This is a genomic window from Candidatus Mycobacterium methanotrophicum, assembly GCF_023515995.1.
Taxonomy (GTDB): Bacteria; Actinomycetota; Actinomycetes; order Mycobacteriales; family Mycobacteriaceae; genus Mycobacterium; species Mycobacterium methanotrophicum.
Window position 1 is genome coordinate 765,733 of record NZ_CP097320.1, and the last position, 19,889, is coordinate 785,621.

Below are 19,889 nucleotides of genomic sequence, written 5' to 3' on the forward strand. Positions count from 1 at the left end.
CCGACAGAGGCACACCCCAGCCAGGAGCCCCGATGAACAACGACCCACAACGCAGTCGACCGACCGCCGTCCAATACATCGCCTACAGCTACGGACGGATCCTGCCCGCCTCGATGCGCGACTGGGTACGTAACGACCTCGCAGGCAAAGGCGCCACTGCGCGAACGATGATGTGAGTCATCATTCCGGCCTTTCTAGTGCTCGCCCCGTTCTGGCTGATCCCGACAACGCTGTACGTCCACGCCAGCATGACCCTGCCGATCTTCCTGCCGTTTATCCTTTTCTCGCACGCACTCAACAAAGTGTGGCGTCGGCACCGCCTCGCGCAGCACGGCCTCGACCCCGACCTCGTCGACGAGCTGGCCCGTAAGCGCGATGCTCACATCCACCGCGCCTACATCGAGCGCTACGGCCCCCGGCCATAGGACGGAATTCTGGGAACAAAACGCGGTGAAACCGTCTCAAATCGGTGCGACACGGCGCGGCAAGTGAGCAGTGCCACCCTTGTTACCTGCACATTTGACCCTCAGGGGCGGCGGCAAAATCCCTGGTGTGGGGGCCGTTTCATTGGCATGTCCTAATGGATCGCATTGTGTGCCAGATCGATGGCGTACTGATTCACAAAGGTGCCTGCCGGCGGATTTCCTTTATTGCATGTTCCGTCGGATTCGCCGGGTCGTTTGATCCACAAGAAGGCGTCGGCGTGCGCGCCTGCGGTAGTCGCGGTAGGCGCAGTGCCCAGTGCTCGGCCGTTGGGGTTGCACCAGTTGAGGCCGGAATCGGGCGCTGGTCCGACGCCGTTGCGCGACGTGTCGATTACGTAGTGTGAACCGTTGGTGAGCTCCGATATCGCCTCGCCGTAGCCGATTTCGTCATTGGTGGTGAAGAAGTTCGCAGTGTTGAGGCTGAAACCCCGCGCACGGGCGAGATCGACCTTGCTGAGTCTGGCGGCCATGTCTTCGGGGCTATGCCAGCGCAAGTGACCACCGTCGACGTACACGGCCGTGGCCGGATTGCGCGTCAGCGTGTCGACGGCGTAACTAATCAAGTCGTAGCGTTCTTGGCGCTGGTCAGCTGACAGGCAGTCGGCCATGGCGAGTGCATCGGGTTCGAGGATGATAGCCGCTCGCGAAGTGCCCAGGCCGGATGCGATGAGGTCGATCCACGCGCGGTAGTCGTCGGCGGTCGCCAAGCCACCCGCGGCAAAGCCGCCACAGTCGCGGTGGGGGATTCCATAGATCGCCAGAATGGGGATGGCGCCGGCAGCTTGCGCTTCGCCGGTGTACTTGCCGACCGTGCCTGCCGAGGAGCCCGGAACGATCCAATACGCCTGTGGCGTGTTGGCGATGGCGGTCAACTCGGGGCTCGGCGGATCGGCATGCTGCGCGGCGCGCATGGCCACCGAGGTGGGATTGACGTAGAAGGGCATGCCGGCCAACGGGTTGGCCTCGTCGGCTAAGCGCACCGCTGGGGCGGGACCGAGCTGCACCGGGTCGGCGAAAGAACCCATGCCGGCGAGTGCGGCAACTGTTAGGAAGCGGGCGATCCACTGCGCGGCTGCACCAGCAGCTGAGAACGTCACCCAAGGAAAATTAGTGCTCCGGCGCCGCGGGCGCCAATCGGCCGACGGCAGGTGATGGCGCGATCTGCGCTTGTTTCCGGGGGCCGTTTAGGTGTTTCGAGCGCCCCTTCACTGTGCGTGCGCCCCAAACGGCCCCTCTGGTGTCGTTATCAGGGTTCCGGCGTTGTTGACTTCCAGCTGTGTGACCTGCGGTGATGGATTTGGCGACACGCTGCTTCGATGCTGGGTTTGCGCTAGGTGGCTGGTGTCGAACGGCCATTGTGGGGGCGCTGGTTGACCGGTCGGGCTATCGGGTAGTGCTCGCGTGATCGTGAGTGGCCTAGCTCGGGTGAATTCGGTTGTCGGGATTGGTGATTCCGTTGCTTGGCCGGTCTAGAGGCGGTCCTGGTGGGCCGGTTGGCATCGCCGCCGGCCTCAGGTCGCGGCTGCGGCCCAGTTTGCGCCTTCCCGGTGTATTCCGAGCACACCCAGGCGTGCGAGGTTGATCGCGGCGGCCAGTAGGGAGAAGTCGGCGGCGGCCTTGGTGGTGCCGCGCATGCGCGCACGGCGGCCGCCGTGGCGGCGGCGCATCAGGTGGCCGATCTTGCGTTCCACTTTCGGGCGGGTGGCCTTGTAGTTGGCGACCCAGGCCGGATCTGCTTGGGCGGTGCGGGCGCGGGTGAGTTCGGCCTCGTAGCGGCTGATCGCGATGGTGCGCCCGGCGGTCGAGCTGGTGCACTGGGCCGCCAGTGGGCAGGAGGCGCAAGCCGGGCCGAACACCGCGGTCCCGCCACCGGCGGTGGCCGGGCGGATCGGCACGGCCACCGCGCCCGGGCAGGTGACCGTGCCCGCGGCCAGGTCGATGGCGAAGCGGTCCTTGGCGTAGCGGCCGCCCGGCGCGGTCGGTGGCTGCACCTTGGCGACGATGTCGGCGCCCGCGGTTTCCAGCACGGCCAGCAGCTTGCCCGCACCGTAGGCGGCGTCGCCGTAGACCGCCGGCCCGGGCTGGTCTTGGGCGCCGCGCACGCTGGGGGCGCTCCCGTCACCGTCACCGTCGCCGTGAGCGTGTCCGGCCGCGCCGGCCGCGGTCGTCGTGCCAGCACTTCTACCGAGGCTTGAGTCGTCCTGGGAATCAACGCAATCGCCGTCGGCGGTGTTGGTGTCGCCGGTTGGCGGGGCGGGCAGGTCGCCGGCCAGCAGGTCGGTGGCGGGTTCGGCGTCGCCGGCGCTGCCCGCGGTGACTTCGGCGGCGGTGATGATCTCGGCGCCGGGGTCGATCGCGATGTGGCCCTTGTATCCGTCGAAACCCCGCGCGGAGGTCTTGTGCCCGTGGCGGGCCAGCGCGTCCACCAGCTCCTCGCGCGCCTCCGCATCGTCGTAGTCACACACCGGTTTTCCCGCCCGCGCGTAATCGTCGTCGCGGGACAGCCGCGCGCGCAGCCGCGCGCGCAGCTCCGCGCCGGCCACCGCCAACAGCCCCCGGATCGCCGAGCGGATCAGCGTGACCGTGTCCATCGTGGCCACCGCGTCATACAGCGGGGTCGAATCCAGCGCCCGCTTGCGTCCGGCCAGCCCGGCGGCCTTGGCGGCCTGCAACGTCACCTCGAAGATCCGGTCCGGCCGATCCGAGCGGGCCAGCCGGGCGCGCATGTCCACCAGCACCGTGTGCACAAACCCCGGATAATCGAAGTCCAGCCCGCCGGCGGCATACTTCCAGCGCGCGTCGAAGGCGAACCGCTGCACCGCCTCCCGATCCGAGAGGCCCTCGATGCGCTGCAGCACCATCACCACCGCCACAATCGTCGGCGGCACACTGCGCCGGCCCACATCAGTGAACATGTCAGCGAACATCTCATCGCCGAACAAGCTCAAGCACTCCCGATGCAGCACGCCGTAAATCGAGTCCGGCGCCACCCGGCCCTCGCAGAAGTCCACCGTCGTCCGCCACAAAATCCGCCTGCTTCGGCGTCAAACCCAAACTCACCCAACCATTCTCGCTGACCGCGCCCAGTTACCCGGTCAACGCCACGCGAAAAACACCAGCCACCTAGTGGGGGCTGCCACCGACTTCGGCGGGTAACGGCGGCGGCAACGGCTTGGTGGGTGTCGGTGGCGGCGCGGCAGGCGCCGAGCCAGTCGGGGGTGCTGCAGGGGTTTTCGGCCCGTGGAAATATGCCATCGGTTCTTGGTGGATCACCTGGTTGCCCTTGGTGACGACCAGAGAACTCGACGTCACCGTGTATGTGACGCCATCGCTTTCGGCGACGTATCCGCCGGCGGCGGACGCCGACGCCGGCACAACCAGTTTGGCGCCGTCGCTTATCCGCACGCCGCGGTACTCGTACTTGCCGCTCTGGGTTTTGCAGATCGCCACCCGCGAGGTGGCCGTGCTGCCGAAAACCACCGCGGTGTCCGGCGCCGCGCAACGTGCTGTGGAGTCGACGAAACCCAGGGCGTCGGTCGAGGGGTCGGCCACCGCCAATGGCAGGCCGAGCGTGAACAGCGCCCAACCCGCCGCCGCGGCGGCGGTGGCGTGGCGGATGTGGGTCCGGGACGACGGCATCAGGACTCCACCACAACACGCCCAACCGGTTGGTGCGCGCATTCGCGCCGGAAGACTACCAAATCGTTAGCTCCCCGATACGCCAGCTAGATTCGTTGGCGGCGAACCGCGCCGATGAAAGGGTAAGCCATGGGACTGCTGTTCAATCCGAATGCTTACGACCCAGTTCAGTTCGACGCCATGACGCGGCGTCAACTCCGCGCGGTGATCGACTGGTTCGAACGACGCGGCAAGGCGCGGCTGCTCCGAGAAGATCTCGAGGCAAGGTGGGTGTCGGACTTCCTCGAATTCATCAAGCAAGCGCGGATCTTCGCGACCTTCCTCACCCCTTCGGAATACGGCGGCGGCGACCCGAACAAGCGGTGGGACACCTCCCGCAATGCCGCGCTGAGCGAGATCTTCGGCTTCTACGGGTTGTCCTACTGGTACGCCGAGCAGGTGACGATCCTGGGCCTCGGACCGATCTGGCAGAGCGACAACACCAAGGCCAAGGAACGCGCGGCCCGGCAACTCGAGGCCGGCGGCGTGATGGCGTTCGGGCTCTCCGAGCGCGAGCACGGCGCAGACATCTACAACACCGACATGCTGCTGACACCCGCTCGCGACAATGGCGCCGAGGGCGCGGAAAGACCCGTCTTTCGCGCGTCAGGGGAGAAGTACTACATCGGCAACGGGAACGTGGCGGGCATGGTGTCGGTGTTCTCGCGCCGCACCGACGTCGACGGCCCGGACGGCTACGTGTGGTTCGTCGCCGACAGCGGCCATGCGAACTACGAGCTGATCGGCAACGTCGTGCACGGCCAGATGTATGTCAGCAACTTCCGACTCAACCACTATCCGGTGCACGAGGAGGACATTCTGTGCACCGGGCCGGAGGCGTTCTCGGCCGCACTCAACACCGTCAATGTCGGCAAGTTCAACTTGTGCAGCGGCTCGATCGGGATGTGCGAGCACGCCTTCTACGAGGCGATCACCCACGCCAATAACCGTATTCTGTACGGAAATCCGGTCACCGACTTCCCTCACGTCCGCGCCAGCTTCGTCGAGGCCTACGCCAGGTTGGTCGCGATGAAACTGGTCAGCGACCGCGCGATCGACTACTTCCGCAGCGCCAGCCTCGATGACCGTCGATACCTGCTGTTCAACCCGGTGACCAAGGCCAAAGTCACCTCCGAGGGCGAGACGGTCATCACTCTGTTATGGGATGTATTGGCCGCCAAAGGCTTTGAGAAGAACGCCTACTTCTCGCAAGTGGCGCGGCTGATCGGCGCCTTGCCGCGGCTAGAAGGCACCGTGCACGTCAACGTCGCCCAGATCCTGAAGTTCATGCCCAGCTACATGTTCAACCCGAAGGCGTACCCGGAAATCGGCACTCGCACCGACCCGGCCGATGACGCCTTCTTCTGGGCGCAGGGCCCGGCTCGCGGCGCCTCTAAGGTCCAATTCGCCGACTGGACAACGGTCTACGAAAAGCACCTGGAAATACCGAATGTGGCGCTGTTCTATGAACAGACCCTTGCGCTCAAAGAGCTGCTGGCCACCGCCGCGCCGGACGCCGACCAAATGCGCGATCTCGACTTCCTGCTCGTCGTTGGGCACTTGTTCACGCTGGTGGTCTATGGCCAGCTGATCCTGGAACGAGCCGGTCTGATCGGGCTCGATGCGGATTTGCTCGACCAGATCTTCAGCATCCAGATCCGCGATTTTTCCCAGCATGCCGTCGCATTGCATGGCAAGCCGAGTTCGACGTCAGCGCAACAAGACTGGGTGATGTCGGCGGTACGCAAGCCGGTCGCCGATAAGGACCGCTTCGAGCGGGTCTGGCAGCAGGTCAAGGCATACGACGGCGCCTACGAAATGCGGCCGTAGCGCCGGGTCTAAGGTCGGCGGATGCGTGGACTGAAGATCCTGATCACCGGCCCAACCGGACAAGTCGCCAGTCCCATTGCCCAGGCCTTGGTGGCCGAGAACGAAGTCTGGGGTATCGCCCGGTTCACCAACGCGGCGGCGCGCGAGGCGCTGGAGAAGTTCGGGGTGCGGTGCGAAACGGTGAACCTGGCCGCGGGGGACTTCAGCGGGGTCCCGTCCGATTTTGATTACGTCCTCAACGTGGCGGTGGCCAAGAGCGGAACTGGGACACGCTGGCCCGCGTGCTCGGCGTGCCTACCACCATCGCCCGGCTCAACGTCCCGTTCGGCGACAACGGCGGCTGGCCGTTCTATCACATGGAGATGATGCTGGCCGGCATCCCGATCCCCGTCCCGGCCGGCGGCCCAGCCCGCTACAACCCGACCCACCAGGACGACGTCATCGCGACCACCCCGAAATTGCTTGAGGGGGCGTCGGTTCCGGCGACCACGCTCAATTGGTGCGGCGAGCAGATAGTTAGTCTGCAGGAGTGGTGCGGCTACCTTGGCTCGCTGGTCGGCAAGGAGCCGGTCTTCTCCGAAAGCGGGCGGGCGTTTGCGCGGCAATCCCACCGACTCGACTCGGATGCGTGAGCTCGTGGGCGCCACCACGGTCGACTGGCGTGACGTGATGCGCCGGATGGTAGCCGCGTTCCGTCCGGACCTCGTCGGCTCTGGCAGCGGCTAGTCCTGCTTGGCGATCAGCCGCTTCAGCGCCTCGCGATCGGGCGCCAGCAGCTCGTCGATGCGCGGCTGGTTCACGTCGGCGACGATGATCTCGCCAACCTCCTGATACACGTTGCTGAAGATGCCGTGGGATTTCATCTTTTCGGTCTGATAGATGTTGTCCTCGGTCGGTGTCACGTAGTACACGATCTCCGACTTGAACCGATGGATCAGCCACAGGTGGATGATGTCCATCAGCCTCTTCTTGCGCAGTTTCTCGGTGAACGTGTTCTGGTCACGCACCGTGAGGATGTTGCGTCCATGGCGGTCCTTGATCGGGTCGACGACCGCGTTCGCCAGCTGTTCCTCATCCTCGCCGTAGATACCGAGTTCGAGCACGTCCGAGCCGGCGCGCCGTGGCCGCAGCGTCACGCGGAGCTTCTCGCTGAGCTGGTAATGCTCGCTCCACAGCGCCAGCCAGTCCTCAAGCAGTTTCTTGGGCACCTCGGTCTGCACGAGGTGCTGGTGCTGAGTGGAGCCCTCGCCCATGGCCTTGGTGGTCGCCGTCCGGCCCGAGGACGCGGCCAGCGCGGCGTCACTGCGCGGTCCGCCGACGAGGGTTTGCGGTGTGCGGTAAGGCGATTCGACAAGGCGCATCTTGCGCTGCAGGCGAGCCAGCGCCAGCATGCCGTCTTGCCGTAGTGCGCTGGCGAATTCCTCGGCGGCGACGCCGTCGACCTGATGTCCGCCGTAGGTGATGAAGTTGAAAACGAAGCCCATCTTGCCGAGTTGCTCGGGGAACGCCCGCATCTCGTCGTCGCTCATCCCGGTGGTGTCCCAGTTGAACGACGGCGACAGGTTGTAGGCAAGCATTTTGTCGGGGTACACGGCGTGGATCGCGTCGGCGAACTGACGAGCAACGACCAGATCCGCTGTTTTGGTTTCCATCCACAGCAGGTCGGCGAACGGCGCTGCGGCAAGCGATTTGGCGATCGCATACGGGATGCCGCCGCGTATCTGGTAATAGCCCTCGGGCGTTTTGGCCCGCTCGCAGTCCCATCCTGGGTCCGTGCCCAATTCCCTGGCCTTCTCGCGGGCGGCATACAGCGACGCCCGCTCGGCGAACTGGCGCCATTCGGCGACACTCATATCGCGCGGTTCGCCCTCACTTTCGGCGAACTCGAGCAAGTCCGCAACGGCTTCGCCGTAGGTCATGAGTCCGGCGTCGTTCTGCCAGACGTCGACGAACTTCGACTCGACCTCGTCGAAGAGGGCGTCGATCGACTCCTGCGCGTGGTCCGGGGCGGCGGCGGCTTTGGCGATCAAGTCGGCGATCCCATGACGCTCCAACCAGGCATCGGCAGCGGCGTACTCGCCGTCGGGAAGGGCATAGAGCAGATGACCGTTGAGTTCTGTGAACCCCGCGTCGTAGAAGCGCCGCACCATCGCAAGGAAGCACGCCTTGTAGGACGGGATCTCCAGGTTCGTAGTGCCGAGAAGGAATGGCTGATCGCGCTCGTCGGCCCGGCTGTCCAGCAGGTTGGCCGCCTCGGCATCAGTGCGCGCGACGATGATGCCGGGAACTCGCATGATGTCGAGCTGGAAGCGGGCGGTGTTGAGACGTTTGATCTGTTCGTCGGACGGCACCAGAACCTTGCCGCCCTGATGCCCACACTTCTTGGTGCCTGGGCGTTGGTCCTCGATGTGGTATCCCGGCACCCCCGCCTCGACGAACCGTTTGATCAGGTTGCGCACATGCGGATCGCCGCCGTGGCCGGTGTCGGCGTCGGCGATGATGAACGGCCGGAAGTCGACCGCCGGCGTCCATTCCCGTTGCTCGTCGGTCATCCGCAACCGCAGGTATTGCTGATTGCGGTCGGCGGTGAGCAGGGCGCGCACCAGGGCGGCGGCCTCGTCGGGCACCTGGCTCAGCGGATAGCTGGCCAGGTCGGGTCCGGGGTCTTCGTGGATCGAGCCCTTAGCCGAGGTCGCCCACCCGCCGAGGTAGATGCCCTCGATGCCCGTCCGCTTCATCGTCACTGCCTGCCCGGGCGAGTATGGGCCGAAGGTCGTGATGCTCTTGCGCTGGCCGAACAGCTCACGCAGCCGAGGGTAGAACGCCTCGGCCGCTTTTCGGGCAACGATGTAATCGCTGGGGATGGTGCCGCGCTGTTCTACGACTTGGCGTGCGGTGTAGAGGCGAGTGATTCCGTCGAATCGCGGGCCGTCGAAGTACCGCTGGGTAGCGGCTATATCTTTCTCGACGTCTTTCTCGACGTCTTTCTCGACGTCTTTCTCGACGTCTTTCTCGACGTCACTGTGGAAGTTGTCGTCGAGGGATGTGCGGGCCTCGGTGTCCGCGTCAATTGCCATGATCGTTTCACTCCTGTTCCAGCCCGATTGCCCCGATGAGGAAAGTCTATGGGCTGCAGGGCATAGGCAGCATGACGTTTCAATTCGAAGATCTCGGCCGACTGCCGTCTGCAGCACACAGCCGCATCGAGGATGCCGCCAACCGGGCGCGGCTAAACCCCCGGGCGCCGACAAGATTCACGCGCGGCGGCACAAATGATTAGCGGCGACAACGTTTCGGCAGCTTTGGGGTATGCAAGTCGTATACACTACCGCCACGCGGCGACGGCGCCACATCTGAGGGGAGCTGCGATGAGTTCTCGACGAGCGGCCCGCACGCTGGGCGCCTCACCGAGGGTTTCGCAGGTTGAACTGCCGCCGAGCCGCGCCGTCGCCGTCCGCGCCCCGGATGGCACCCGCCTGCACACCGAGGTATTTGGGCCCGAGGACGGCTATCCGATCGTGCTTTCGCACGGCGTCACCTGCGCCATCCGGGTGTGGGCCTACCAAATCGCCGAGCTGGCCACCGATCACCGGGTCATTGCGTTCGACCATCGCGGCCATGGCCGCAGCGGTGTCCCCCGACGCGGCGGGTACAGCCTTGCTCACCTTGCCTCGGACGTCGACGCGGTGCTCGAGGCCACGCTCGCACCGGGCGAGCGTGCCGTGATCGCCGGACATTCGATGGGCGGCATGGCGATTGCCGCTTGGTCGGAGCGGTACCGTCATAAGGTCGGTGCGCGCGCCGATGCCGTCGCGCTGATCAACACCACCACCGGTGATCTGCTGCGCGAGGTGAAGCTGTTGCCGTTTCCGGCGCCCTTGGCGCCGGTCCGCGTAATGGGTGGGCGTGCGCTGGTCAACATCTTCGGTTCGTTCACGGTGCCGCCCGCGGTACGGCGCGCCACCCACGAAATGATCTCGATCCTGGCGGTCGGGGCCGACGCCGAGCCCGAGGTCGGGTCGCTGATCTACGAGCTGTTCGACGCCACGTCGCCGTTAGGACGCGGCGGCTGCGGCAAGGCGCTGGTCGACGCGCTGCAGCGTCGGCACATCGACCTCGCCGGCCTGACGGTCCCGACGCTGGTGATCGGCAGCGAACGCGACCGGCTGACACCGCTGGTCCAATCCCGTCGGATCGCCGAGGCCGCACCCAACCTGGTTGACCTCGTCGTGCTGCCGGGTGGGCACTGCTCGATGCTGGAACGCCCGGTCGAGGTCAACCGGGAACTGCGCGCGCTCGCCGAGTTGTTCACCGACAGCCGGCGCATCACCTCGTAGCTGGTAGCCGCGCAGCGACGTCGGCGGCTGCCCGCTGCCCGGAACGCACCGCGCCATCGAGGAAACCGGTCCACTCGTCGGCGGTCTCGGCGCCGGCCCAATGAATCGGCCCGACCGGGCGGCGTAACCGTTGCCGAGCCAGAGCTGGGTGCGCTCGCCGCCGATCATGGCCGGCCCAAACCGATAGCGACACAGCGGTGCACGCGGACGAATCCCACCACGCCGCTACCACCAGCGCCGCGTCTGGCGTGGCCGTGGCGGTCGACGCGGTTGTCGCCGCCGCCGTCATGGCCGCCGCCGTCGCCACGGTCGCCGCGGCGACGATCGATGCTGGCCAGCCCGACACCACCAGCAGTACTGGTCTTGAGGTGTATGGCGATTCGGCGTATGGCACCGGGGCCGCGCGTGCGGCCTACCAGCGCGGTGGGCACGACATGGTGATCAAGCCCAAGCCGCTGGTGCCCGCGGTGGCGGGTGGGTTCGCCCTTGACGACTTCGCCATCGACGAATCGGCCGGGACCGTCACCTGCCGGGGCGGGCATACCTGCACCATGACCGCCAAGCGGACGGTGACCTTCGGCGCGGTGTGCGCCGCCTGCCCGCTGCGGTCGCGCTGCACCACAGCCAAAGAGGGCCGCTTGATGAGTATCCACCCGCATGGGCAGCTGCTGCGCGCCGCGCGAGCCCAAGCCCGCACCCCCGAATTCCAGCAGGCCTACCCCACCCGTTCGACGGTCGAGCGGATCGTCGCCTGGACCGCCACCAACCGTGGACGGCGGATCAAACTGCGCTACCTCGGTGTCGATAAGAACCACGCCTGGTTCCGAACCCGTTGCGCTGCAATCAATCTCCGAACGCTCATCAACACCGGCCTGACCCGGCGGGACGGGACGTGGGCGCTGGCTTAACGGCCAGGCCCACCCTTGCCCTGTCGATACCCGCCGAGCACACTAGAAACGGCGGGAAGAACGACCACGTTATCGACCAATCAGGTCTGACTCACTGCCGAAGAAACGGCCTTGTCGGCGTTCTTCCCGCCCTACCACGTTTCCTTGTTCAGAGGCCTCCAAGGCCGCGCTGGAGCACCTGACGTCGTGTGCGGCCTACGATCGGCAGGGTCATGGCATCGCGGTCAACGCTCTATCACCATCCGAACCGATTATGACGCTGGGACTTTCGTATTATGCCCCCGAATTCGACGACGTGGCGCGGGCGGGGGAATTCGCCCAGGCGACAGTGGAGTTGGCGCTGGTTGACCCCGAGGCGGTGGCGGGGCGAACGATCGGTCATCTGCAGGTGCTCGACGGCAGCTTCCAGCCGTCGGCCTAGGCCTGAGCCGGCCTGACGGAGGTTGTCGGACCACCGCGCAATACTGCGGTTGCTGATCCGATCCTCAATGAAGGGATGGCGAGCATGGCCAATGTCGTGAACTATTTCGAGATCGGCACACCCGATGCCGGGGCCACCAGGGCGTTCTACGGCGGATTGTTCGAGTGGCAGGTTGGTGCGACCGGCGACTATCGCATGATCGACGGCGACAAGGGCGGGGTTTGGGACACCTCGGCCATGGGCGGCGGGTCGTATGCGATCTTCTACGTCCAGGTCGACAACGTTGCGGCCACCATCGAGAAGGCGACCGGACTTGGCGCGAAAGTGCTGGTGCCATTGACCGACAACGGCCCGCTCGAATTCGCTCATCTACAAGACCCGCAGGGCAACCGGTTTGGGGTATGGCGACCCAAAACCTAACTGCCTGAGGTAGACCGACCAGGAGTCGGCAGGATCTCAAGCCGGCTTGGTCGCGGTGACGGCGTTGATGATCACCGCGTGCAGCCGGTGCCAGCGCAGCGAGCAGAACCCGGCGCGCAGCAGACAGGTGGCGCGCTGCCGGGTGCGGGCCTTGCCGCGGCGGCTGGTGGGCATCGTCGGCAGCAGCATCCGGGAGAACTGGTCGACGAGCACCAGTCGGCCGCCGGGACGCAGCACGCGGACGCACGCGCGCAGTCCGGATTGCTGGTCGGACCAGTGATCGAATGAGGTCGTGCTGACGACCAGGTCGAAGCTGTCGTCGGCGCAGCCGATCTGTTCGGCGACGCCGACGGTGAACGTCAACCGGTCGTCGCAGGTAAGAGCAGTGGCCGTCTTCACCATCGCGGGCGCGGCGTCGATGCCGACGAGCTGTTCGGCGTCGGGATAGCGGTCGGCCAGCGCGCGCAGCAGGTAACCGGTTCCGCAGCCCAAATCGAGCACCCGACTCGGTGCTGCAACGGTTGCCACTGCGAGGGTGGCGGTGCGCTCGGCGATCTCGTGACGGAGGCGACCCCGCCAGCCGCGGTCGTAGCTCGCGGCCTGATCGTTGAACTCAGCGACGTTCCGATACGGCGGCACTGACCTAGCGACCCTTTGTCGCTAACGACCCTTTGTCGCTAGAAAGCCACCGGCCGGGTTGGTCCGGCGAGGCGTCTGATGATGAGCAGTTGCCCGGCGACCTCGTGGTCCGTCACATTCCAACGCTCGGCGATCATCGAACTACACGTTAGCGGTTAACCGGCTCACTTCTCGTTTTCGGGTGGGTCGGGGTCGCCGCGAAGGAGTTCTTCGGGGTGGTGGGCGTGGTTGATTTGGGGCGGGCCGGCGCCGTCGGTCCATCCGAGGCGGCCGCTGGCGGTGGTCTGGGTGCGCAGTTCGCCGCGGGTTGCCATGCCGTGGTCGCCGCCGCACCCGAAGAACAGTTTGTCGGCGTCGGTGCGGCCGCCGCGGGCGAAGTCCGGTGAGTGGTGCACCTCGCAGTAGTAGCCGGGTACCAGGCAGTGGGGGCGGGTGCAGCCGCGGTCGCGGGCGTAGCAGATCAGCCGTTGGTCGGCGGTGGCCACGCGTTTCTGGCGGCCCAAATATAGGGGGCGTTTGGTGTGGTCGTCGAACACCGCCAGATAGTGGATGCCGGTGGCGGCCATGGCGATGAGATCGCGCATCGGCAGCCGCGAGCCGCCGCCGGTGAGCGCGGGGGCGGGCATCGGGACCGACGAATCGACGGCGGCGTGGGCGGCCCGCTCTAGTTCGGCCAAGGTGGTGGTGGCGACCACGGTGACCGGGTGCCCGCGGTGCACACCGAGCCCGCCGGAGGCGATCGCGGTTTGCAGGCCGAGTTTGAGCGCGTCGTGGCGGCGTTGAGCGGGCGTGCGATCATCGCGCGCCTCTGGTTGTCCGTCGAGACGATGGCGGCCGGGCCGCACCGCGGCTTCGATGGCCTCGAAGTAGGCACGGGCCTCGGGGTCGAGCCAGCCGGAGAGCCGGGACATATCGTCAGGACCCTGTGGGCCGAGGTACAGGCCGCGGCGCCGTGCCCGGTCCTCGTCGCTGAACAAGCCGTCGGGATTGAGGTAGTCGGCGATGCGCTGGCCAAGTTTGACGACGACGCCGGCATCGACTTTGGTTGCGTGGTCGACGAGGGTGCGCTCGGCGGCGCTCACGTCGGTGGGCGAGACGCTGGCCGGGAGCACGTCGACTGCTCGGCATACCGCGCGGATGTGCTCGTCGCCGATGGCGCCGGCCTCGACCGCGGCCGCCAACGCCGGCAACTCCGGTGCCACCGGCGGGCCGGTCAGCGACCGGCGCGGCCGAATCCGGGCGGCGAGTGTGACCCGGCGGGTGATCTCGTTGGGAGTGATGCGCAGCCGCGCCCACAATGCGGATCGCATCGCTGCGATCGTCCCGGACTCGTCGGGCGGGTCGGCGATCTCGCCGAAAAATCGATACATCAGCCCGCGGTTGGCGCGCTCCTGGGTTTCCAACCGCTCAGCGACGTCGACGCGAAAGCCATTGCCCAGCAGATCCGACGACGTCTCCCGCAACACGTCATGGGCAGCGTCGATCGCATCCAGAGCGGTGTTGATCCGCTCCCGCGCCTGCTCGACGCCGATCGCTGGGGCCATACCCCGACGCTACGGACCAGCCCGACACATCCGCCCCAACCAACGCCGCACACCCCAATCTGTGGATAAACCCGCAACTGTGGACAACTCAGCATCCGCGTGTCGGGGGCGGCTTCCTGCACGGCCTGACTCACACGCTGGCGCGTCCGACTGCGTGCACTGCCTCGCCGACCGCGTCGGCGAGCGCGTCGATCTCGGTGGCGTCGAGACTTGAGATAGTGATCCGCATTCCCGGCGGCGTGCCGATCCTGAACCGTGTTCCCGGCGCCGCGGCCCAGCCCGCGCCGAGTAACCGGGTGATCGCCACGGTCTCGTCGGGCACCGGAACCCAGACGTTCAGGCCGGATCGGCCATGCGACGTCACACTGCGCAAGGCCAGCGCGTCGCGCAGCAGGGAGCGGTTGCGGGTGTAGACGGCTTCGGCCTTGTGCACCAAGCGTGTTGCCTGCTTGTCGCTCCACAAGCTGACGGCAACGTCCTGCAGCAGGTAACTGACCCAACCGGGTCCCAGGCGCAGCCTCCCGTGCACCCGCTCAACCGTGCGGTGGTCGCCGGCGAGCAGCGCCAGGCTCAGGTCTGGGCCGTATGCCTTGGCCGCCGACCGCACGAACGCCCAGTGCCGAGTCGTGCCGACCACGGTATGCAGGGCAGCGCCGGCGATGCCCGCGCTGTGGTCGTCTTCGATGACCAGCACGTCGGCGTGATCAGCCAGCAGCTGGCGCAGCTCGGCCGCACGCGCGGCGGAGACGGCGGCGCCGGTCGGGTTCTGCGCCCTTGACCTGGTCGAAGTCTCCGCCAAGGTGCGCGACGGGGGACTGGTCGACGACGAGCAGGACACCGATGTCCCCCGAGTGGTGAGCGCGAACCGCGAGGTCGCCGCGGGCGCCGGTCGAATTTTCGAACTGATCGCCGACCCTTCGCAGCAGCCGCTGTGGGATGGCAATGACAATCTCGCGAAAGCTGAATCAGGACAACGTATTAGCGGCGTCGGAGATGTTTTCGTCATGACCCTCACCATGGGCAGCATCCGGGAGAATCACGTCGTCGAGTTCGAAGAAGGCCGTCGCATCGCCTGGTTCCCATCGGAATCGGGTCGGCGACCGCCGGGGCGTCTGTAGCGCTGGGAGCTGGAACCGCTGAGCGACACCCGCACACGGGTCGCCCACACTTACGACTGGTCCCGATTGACCGACAAGAACCGGCTGCCACGCGCGCCCCAAACGACGCCGGAGCGGCTTCGGGCATCCCTCGACCGGCTCGCCGAGATCGCCGAGCGCGACGGCTAGCCGGCCTCCAATCGGCGCAACTGCACCGATCGCTGGCAGCGCAGGTGGCCTCCGTGCCAGGATGAACAGACTCCGATGCCGCACCAGCGGCAGGCAACCAGTCGAGCGGTGTGCCAATGTTTGACAAGGCGACAGGCCGCGTGGTCGCCGTGATCGTGCTGTTGATCGTGATTGCCGCGTCGTTGCGCGGCTATCTTCCAGGTGTCGAGCGTGCCGCACCGAAAAGGCCACCGGACAGCGGCTCGTCGCTGGTGTATGTGATCGCCATGCTCAGCGTGTCGGTAATTATCTTGGCCGTGGCGATCATCCTCCGGCTGCGTAATCCGCGTAGGGCGGGAGCGAGCGCCGGCGCGCTGCCGCAACGGTTTTCCGGCGGGCGGAGCCGACCGGCTTGGCAAGTGTTGGTGATCGGCGCCGCGGTGCTCGTCGCATGGCTGCTGACCGTCTGGCTGCTTTCGCGGTTCATCGTGGTGCATACCGTCGGTCAGACCCCCACCGCGCCGGCATCAAACGCCCCCGCGCCCGCCAAGAGCGTCCCTCCGCCGCAACAGCCCCGGGACACCGGCGGCGATCGGGACATGCTGCGCTACCTGATCACGACCGCGGTGGCACTGCTGGCGCTGGTCGTGGCGGGCGCGGTAGTCGCCGCGCGCCGGCGACGGGGCGGGGAGGCGCTCATGGTCGCTGCCGAACCGCCGCCCCCACCAGCCATGCCCATGGGCGCCTCCGGGTCGCTGGAGCGGGCCGCCGAACTCGGACTGGCCGAAATCGGGGACCGCAGCCGCGAACCGCGGGAGGCGATTATCGCTTGTTATGCGGCGATGGAACGCGAGCTGGCGTATGTTCCGGGGGCCGCCCCCCAGGACTTCGACACCCCCACTGAGGTGCTGGCCCGGGCCGTCGAAAACTGTGTGCTGCATGTTGATAACGCTAGCGAGCTGGTGAACTTGTTCGAAGAGGCACGATTCAGTCCGCATGTGATGAGCGAGGCGCATCGGGAAAGCGCACTGCGTGTGCTGCAGCTGGTTCTGGCTGAATTGCGGAGCCTGGTATGAAAAAGGTTATCGCGCTGGGTGTTTCGATCATATTGACCGCAGAGCTGGCGACGCTGTTGCTGCAAGATCGTCGGCTTGTGCTCTGGGCAGCCGGAATCGCGGCGCTGTTCGCGTTGGCCAATGTGCGACAGGTCCTCGGCTACGGGGGCGAATCGCCGCCGCTCGCAGCCCCGAACGTCCTTGAGGAATCGCTGCGTGGTTGGCTATCGCGGACTGAGACGCTGATTCACCGTTCGGAATCCACCCGAGCCGACTGGGACCGCCACCTGCGTCCGATGCTGGCCCGACGGTTCGCCATTACCACCGGCCAAAGCCAAGCCAAGGACCCGGCGGCGTTCGACGCCACTGGCCGAACGCTTTTCGGCCCGCAGCTGTGGGCGTGGGTGAATCCCAACAACGTCGCGCAAACCGGTGAGCGCGAACGCGGGCCGGGCCGGGCGACGCTCGCCGAAATCCTGGAACGGTTGGAACAGCTATGACGAAGGGTGCGGGTGAAGAGATGACTCGAAAATGACCACGCCGGCACCTATAACGACGGCCCACGCGGTGGCTGTGCTCGACGAAATCGAGCGCGTCGTGGTGGGAAAGCGTGCCGCGCTCAGCCTCATCCTCACCACCGTGCTCGCCCGCGGGCACGTACTGATCGAAGATCTGCCCGGCCTCGGCAAGACGCTGATCGCCCGGTCTTTCGCTGCCGCGCTCGGGCTGGATTTCACCCGCGTGCAGTTCACCCCCGACCTGCTCCCTGCTGACCTGCTCGGCTCGACGGTCTACGACATGCAGTCCGGGCGCTTCGACTTTCGTCCGGGACCGATCTTCACCAACCTGCTGCTTGCCGACGAAATCAACCGGACGCCGCCCAAGACCCAAGCGGCCTTGCTGGAGGCGATGGCCGAGGGCCAGGTCAGCATCGACGGCGTAACGCACCCGCTGCCCAAACCGTTCATCGTTTTGGCCACCGACAACCCGATCGAATACGAAGGCACCTACCCGTTGCCCGAAGCGCAGCTGGACCGCTTCGCGGTTCGGCTCGAACTGCGCTACCTCTCCGAGCGCGACGAGGCCTCGATGCTGCGCCGCCGCCTCGATCGCGGCTCGGCGGAGCCGACCGTCAGCCAAGTTGTCGACGCTCACGATCTGCTGGCTATGCGCGAGTCGGTCGAGCAGGTGAGTGTCCACGAAGATGTGTTGCACTACGTCGTCTCGCTTGCCGCGGCGACCCGTCACCACCCCCAAGTCGCGGTGGGCGCCAGCCCACGTGCGGAAATCGACCTGGTCCAGCTGGCCCGCGCCCGTGCCCTACTGCTTGGCCGCGATTACGTCGTACCCGAAGACATCAAGGCGCTGGCCACCCCCGCTATCGCGCATCGGATCACCTTGCGGCCGGAGATGTGGGTACGAAAGATTCAAGGCTCCGACATCGTCGAGGAACTGCTACGGCGGCTGCCGGTTCCCCGAACGGGCGGCGCTCCGCGGTAAGCGACACGACGACGTGACCGAGATTCGGGAAGTCCAATTGCGCTGGCGGGCATCGGCGTTGACGCGGGCAATCGCAACCTGTGCCGGACTGGCGCTGGCCGTCGCGGTGATCGGATCGCGATGGCAGTTGATTGCGTTCGTGGCGCCGCTGCTCGGTGTGTTGTGTTCCATCAGCTGGCAGCGACCATTGCCGAGGGTCAATGTGCATGCAGAACCCGGTTCACAGCGGTGCTTTGAAACCGAGCAGGTGCAGCTAAACGTCTGGGCCACCACCCAAACCTGTGGCGCCGCAGTAAAACTGACGGTGTCAGTGGCCGACGGGATGCGACTGGAGGTTTTAGACCGAACATCGCGACAGCGGCAGACGGTGGCCACTACAGCGCAACGCTGGGGCCGTTACCCCATCCGGGCCACGGTCGAGGTCGTCGCGCACGGCGGGCTGCTGACCGGGACAGGCACCGTCGACGCGGCCAAGGTGACGGTGTTTCCGATGACGCCGCCGCAACCGACCGCACTGCCGCCGACCGAGCTGCTCGATCGGCTCGGCACCCACCTGACCCGGCACATCGGCCGCGGCGTCGAGTACGCCGACGTTCGCAGCTATGTGCCCGGTGACCAGCTGCGCACCATCAACTGGCCGGTGAGCGCCCGCCGCGGCCGCCTGCATGTGACGCAGCGGTTGACCGACCGGTCCGCCGATGTGGTGGTGCTCATCGACGGCTATCCGCAGCCGGCCGGTCCGGCGACGGCCTCGACCGAGCGGACGGTGCGCGGTGCCGCACAGGTGGTGCAGACCGCGCTGCGCAGCGGTGATCGGGCCGGCATCGTCGCGCTCGGCGGTCGCCGGCCCCGCTGGCTGGGCGCCGACATCGGCCAGCGTCAGTTCTATCGAGTGCTCGACACCGTGCTTGCGGCGGGTGACGAATTCGAAACCACCACTGGGACTTTGGCGCCGCGCGCAGCTATTCCGCCGGGTGCGATCGTGGTCGCGTTCTCCACCCTGCTGGACACCGAGTTCGCGCTGTCACTGATCGACCTGCGCCGACGCGGACACGTCGTGGTGGCAGTCGATGTTCTGCAGGGCTCACCGTTCGCCGCCCAGCAGGATCCCTTGGTGGACCGGCTGTGGACGTTGCAACGATCGGCGATGTATCGCGACATGGCAACCGTCGGCGTCGACGTGGTCGGCTGGCAGGCGGACCGCAGCCTGGACCAATCGATGCGTCTGGCGCCCGATCGTCGGCGGCCGGTCACGGGACGCCGACGATGAGGCAGGGCGGGCAGTTGGTGGCGAGCTTTTTGGCCGCCTTGTCAGCGGCCTTCGGCTTCTCGATGGTGGCGGCCGTAGGGGTCGGCGCGCAGGGTCCGGCCCTGATCGCGGTGACGGCCGCGCTGGTCGCGCTGGTGGCCGGTGTCCTGTTTCGCCCGGTCGCGACGCTGGCGGTGCTGCTCACCGTGGGGGTGATCGCGCTGTCGGATCCGGCGGCCGCGCTGGCCGCGGTATCCGGATTGTCCGCGGCAGTCTACTTGGTGCTGCGGCATGCGGCCGGTGGCGGCGCGGGGCTGGACGGTGTTAGCGGGGCAAGCGTGGCCGGAGCCCTCGGATTCGCGTTCGCCGGCCTGGTCGCGACGGCGTTTCCGCTGCAGCTGCCCTGGTTGCCGTTGCTGGCCCCGCTGGCCGTCTTCACCGTGTACCTGTTAGCCACCCGGCCATTCCTGCAGAGCTCCGAAGCCGTCGGGAGCAAAGGCGTTTTGCAGGAGATTTATCCTACACGGCGGTTACGAAACCCACCTTGACCGCCGTGGG

At 66.6% G+C, this 19,889-nt stretch carries 15 protein-coding genes and 6 pseudogenes; 13 read left to right on the top strand and 8 right to left on the bottom strand.

All coding sequences use genetic code 11. The features are described from left to right. Positions 1–32: 32 nt before the first annotated feature. Positions 33–425: pseudogene (locus M5I08_RS04195) on the top strand (DUF5313 domain-containing protein). A 152-nt stretch (positions 426–577) separates the two neighbouring features. Here M5I08_RS04195 and M5I08_RS04200 read toward each other — a convergent pair. The 3 genes from M5I08_RS04200 to M5I08_RS04210 all read right to left on the bottom strand — a co-directional run bounded on the left by M5I08_RS04200 (position 578) and on the right by M5I08_RS04210 (position 4,124). Continuing rightward, positions 578–1,582, bottom strand: coding sequence for a glycoside hydrolase family 6 protein (locus M5I08_RS04200; protein ID WP_219069694.1), 1,005 nt, complete (start codon positions 1,580–1,582; stop codon positions 578–580). 414 nt (positions 1,583–1,996) lie between these two features. After that, positions 1,997–3,511: a transposase gene (locus M5I08_RS04205; RefSeq protein ID WP_249762791.1), complete on the bottom strand. Its 1,515-nt coding sequence runs from the start codon at positions 3,509–3,511 to the stop codon at positions 1,997–1,999. Between the two features lie 97 nt (positions 3,512–3,608). Beyond that, positions 3,609–4,124, bottom strand: coding sequence for a hypothetical protein (locus M5I08_RS04210; RefSeq protein WP_219070386.1), 516 nt, complete (start codon positions 4,122–4,124; stop codon positions 3,609–3,611). A gap of 129 nt (positions 4,125–4,253) precedes the next feature. Between M5I08_RS04210 and M5I08_RS04215 the strand changes: the two genes are divergently transcribed. After that, positions 4,254–5,993 (top strand): acyl-CoA dehydrogenase family protein, encoded by a 1,740-nt coding sequence (locus M5I08_RS04215; RefSeq protein ID WP_219070388.1) that lies wholly within the window; start codon positions 4,254–4,256, stop codon positions 5,991–5,993. A 21-nt stretch (positions 5,994–6,014) separates the two neighbouring features. Then, positions 6,015–6,719: pseudogene (locus tag M5I08_RS04220) on the top strand (NAD-dependent epimerase/dehydratase family protein). Here the strand turns inward: M5I08_RS04220 and aceA are convergent. After that, positions 6,716–9,070 carry an isocitrate lyase ICL2 gene (gene aceA, locus M5I08_RS04225; RefSeq protein WP_219070390.1) on the bottom strand — a complete coding sequence of 785 codons (2,355 nt, stop codon included), beginning with the start codon at positions 9,068–9,070 and terminating at the stop codon, positions 6,716–6,718. The pseudogene M5I08_RS04220 and the gene aceA overlap by 4 nt on opposite strands. 291 nt (positions 9,071–9,361) lie before the next feature. On the opposite strand from aceA, the gene M5I08_RS04230 reads away from it, so the two are divergent. After that, positions 9,362–10,330 carry an alpha/beta fold hydrolase gene (locus tag M5I08_RS04230; RefSeq protein ID WP_219070392.1) on the top strand — a complete coding sequence of 323 codons (969 nt, stop codon included), beginning with the start codon at positions 9,362–9,364 and terminating at the stop codon, positions 10,328–10,330. On the opposite strand, the pseudogene M5I08_RS04235 reads toward M5I08_RS04230, so the two are convergent. Then, positions 10,320–10,526, bottom strand: a pseudogene (locus M5I08_RS04235) (FAD-dependent oxidoreductase); the annotation flags it as partial. The gene M5I08_RS04230 and the pseudogene M5I08_RS04235 overlap by 11 nt on opposite strands. A gap of 1 nt (position 10,527) precedes the next feature. On the opposite strand from M5I08_RS04235, the gene M5I08_RS04240 reads away from it, so the two are divergent. The 3 genes and pseudogenes from M5I08_RS04240 (at position 10,528) to M5I08_RS04250 (ending at position 12,079) form a co-directional block, all read left to right on the top strand. After that, positions 10,528–11,238, top strand: coding sequence for a transposase (locus M5I08_RS04240; RefSeq protein ID WP_249763115.1), 711 nt, complete (start codon positions 10,528–10,530; stop codon positions 11,236–11,238). A gap of 157 nt (positions 11,239–11,395) precedes the next feature. After that, a pseudogene (locus tag M5I08_RS04245) lies at positions 11,396–11,659 on the top strand (oxidoreductase); the annotation flags it as partial. A gap of 84 nt (positions 11,660–11,743) precedes the next feature. Then, on the top strand, positions 11,744–12,079 hold the full coding sequence (locus M5I08_RS04250) for a VOC family protein (RefSeq protein ID WP_219070399.1): 336 nt from the start codon (positions 11,744–11,746) through the stop codon (positions 12,077–12,079). Positions 12,080–12,115: 36 nt separating this feature from the next. Here M5I08_RS04250 and M5I08_RS04255 read toward each other — a convergent pair whose 3' ends face one another. The 3 genes and pseudogenes from M5I08_RS04255 to M5I08_RS04265 form a co-directional block, all read right to left on the bottom strand. Beyond that, positions 12,116–12,718, bottom strand: coding sequence for a class I SAM-dependent methyltransferase (locus tag M5I08_RS04255; RefSeq protein ID WP_219070400.1), 603 nt, complete (start codon positions 12,716–12,718; stop codon positions 12,116–12,118). 164 nt (positions 12,719–12,882) lie between these two features. Then, positions 12,883–14,262 carry a 13E12 repeat family protein gene (locus tag M5I08_RS04260; RefSeq protein ID WP_249762994.1) on the bottom strand — a complete coding sequence of 460 codons (1,380 nt, stop codon included), beginning with the start codon at positions 14,260–14,262 and terminating at the stop codon, positions 12,883–12,885. A gap of 130 nt (positions 14,263–14,392) precedes the next feature. Then, positions 14,393–15,040: pseudogene (locus M5I08_RS04265) on the bottom strand (aminotransferase class I/II-fold pyridoxal phosphate-dependent enzyme); the annotation flags it as partial. Positions 15,041–15,077: 37 nt separating this feature from the next. On the opposite strand from M5I08_RS04265, the pseudogene M5I08_RS04270 reads away from it, so the two are divergent. From M5I08_RS04270 to M5I08_RS04295, 6 genes and pseudogenes are all read left to right on the top strand, one after another. Next, positions 15,078–15,548, top strand: a pseudogene (locus tag M5I08_RS04270) (SRPBCC family protein). Between the two features lie 116 nt (positions 15,549–15,664). Beyond that, a complete protein-coding gene (locus M5I08_RS04275; RefSeq protein WP_219068404.1) occupies positions 15,665–16,603 on the top strand; it encodes a DUF4129 domain-containing protein in 939 nt (312 codons plus the stop codon). Then, positions 16,600–17,082, top strand: a complete 483-nt coding sequence (locus M5I08_RS04280) for a hypothetical protein (RefSeq protein WP_219068403.1) — start codon at positions 16,600–16,602, stop codon at positions 17,080–17,082. The genes M5I08_RS04275 and M5I08_RS04280 overlap by 4 nt, the downstream gene beginning before the upstream one ends. Positions 17,083–17,113: 31 nt before the next feature. After that, complete coding sequence (locus tag M5I08_RS04285) at positions 17,114–18,082, top strand: AAA family ATPase (RefSeq protein ID WP_219068402.1); 969 nt, start codon at positions 17,114–17,116, stop codon at positions 18,080–18,082. Between the two features lie 13 nt (positions 18,083–18,095). Further along, positions 18,096–19,352 (top strand): DUF58 domain-containing protein, encoded by a 1,257-nt coding sequence (locus M5I08_RS04290; RefSeq protein ID WP_219068401.1) that lies wholly within the window; start codon positions 18,096–18,098, stop codon positions 19,350–19,352. Next, positions 19,349–19,879 (top strand): hypothetical protein, encoded by a 531-nt coding sequence (locus tag M5I08_RS04295; RefSeq protein WP_249763116.1) that lies wholly within the window; start codon positions 19,349–19,351, stop codon positions 19,877–19,879. Before M5I08_RS04290 ends, M5I08_RS04295 begins: the two co-directional genes overlap by 4 nt. The last annotated feature ends 10 nt before the right edge of the window (positions 19,880–19,889 follow it).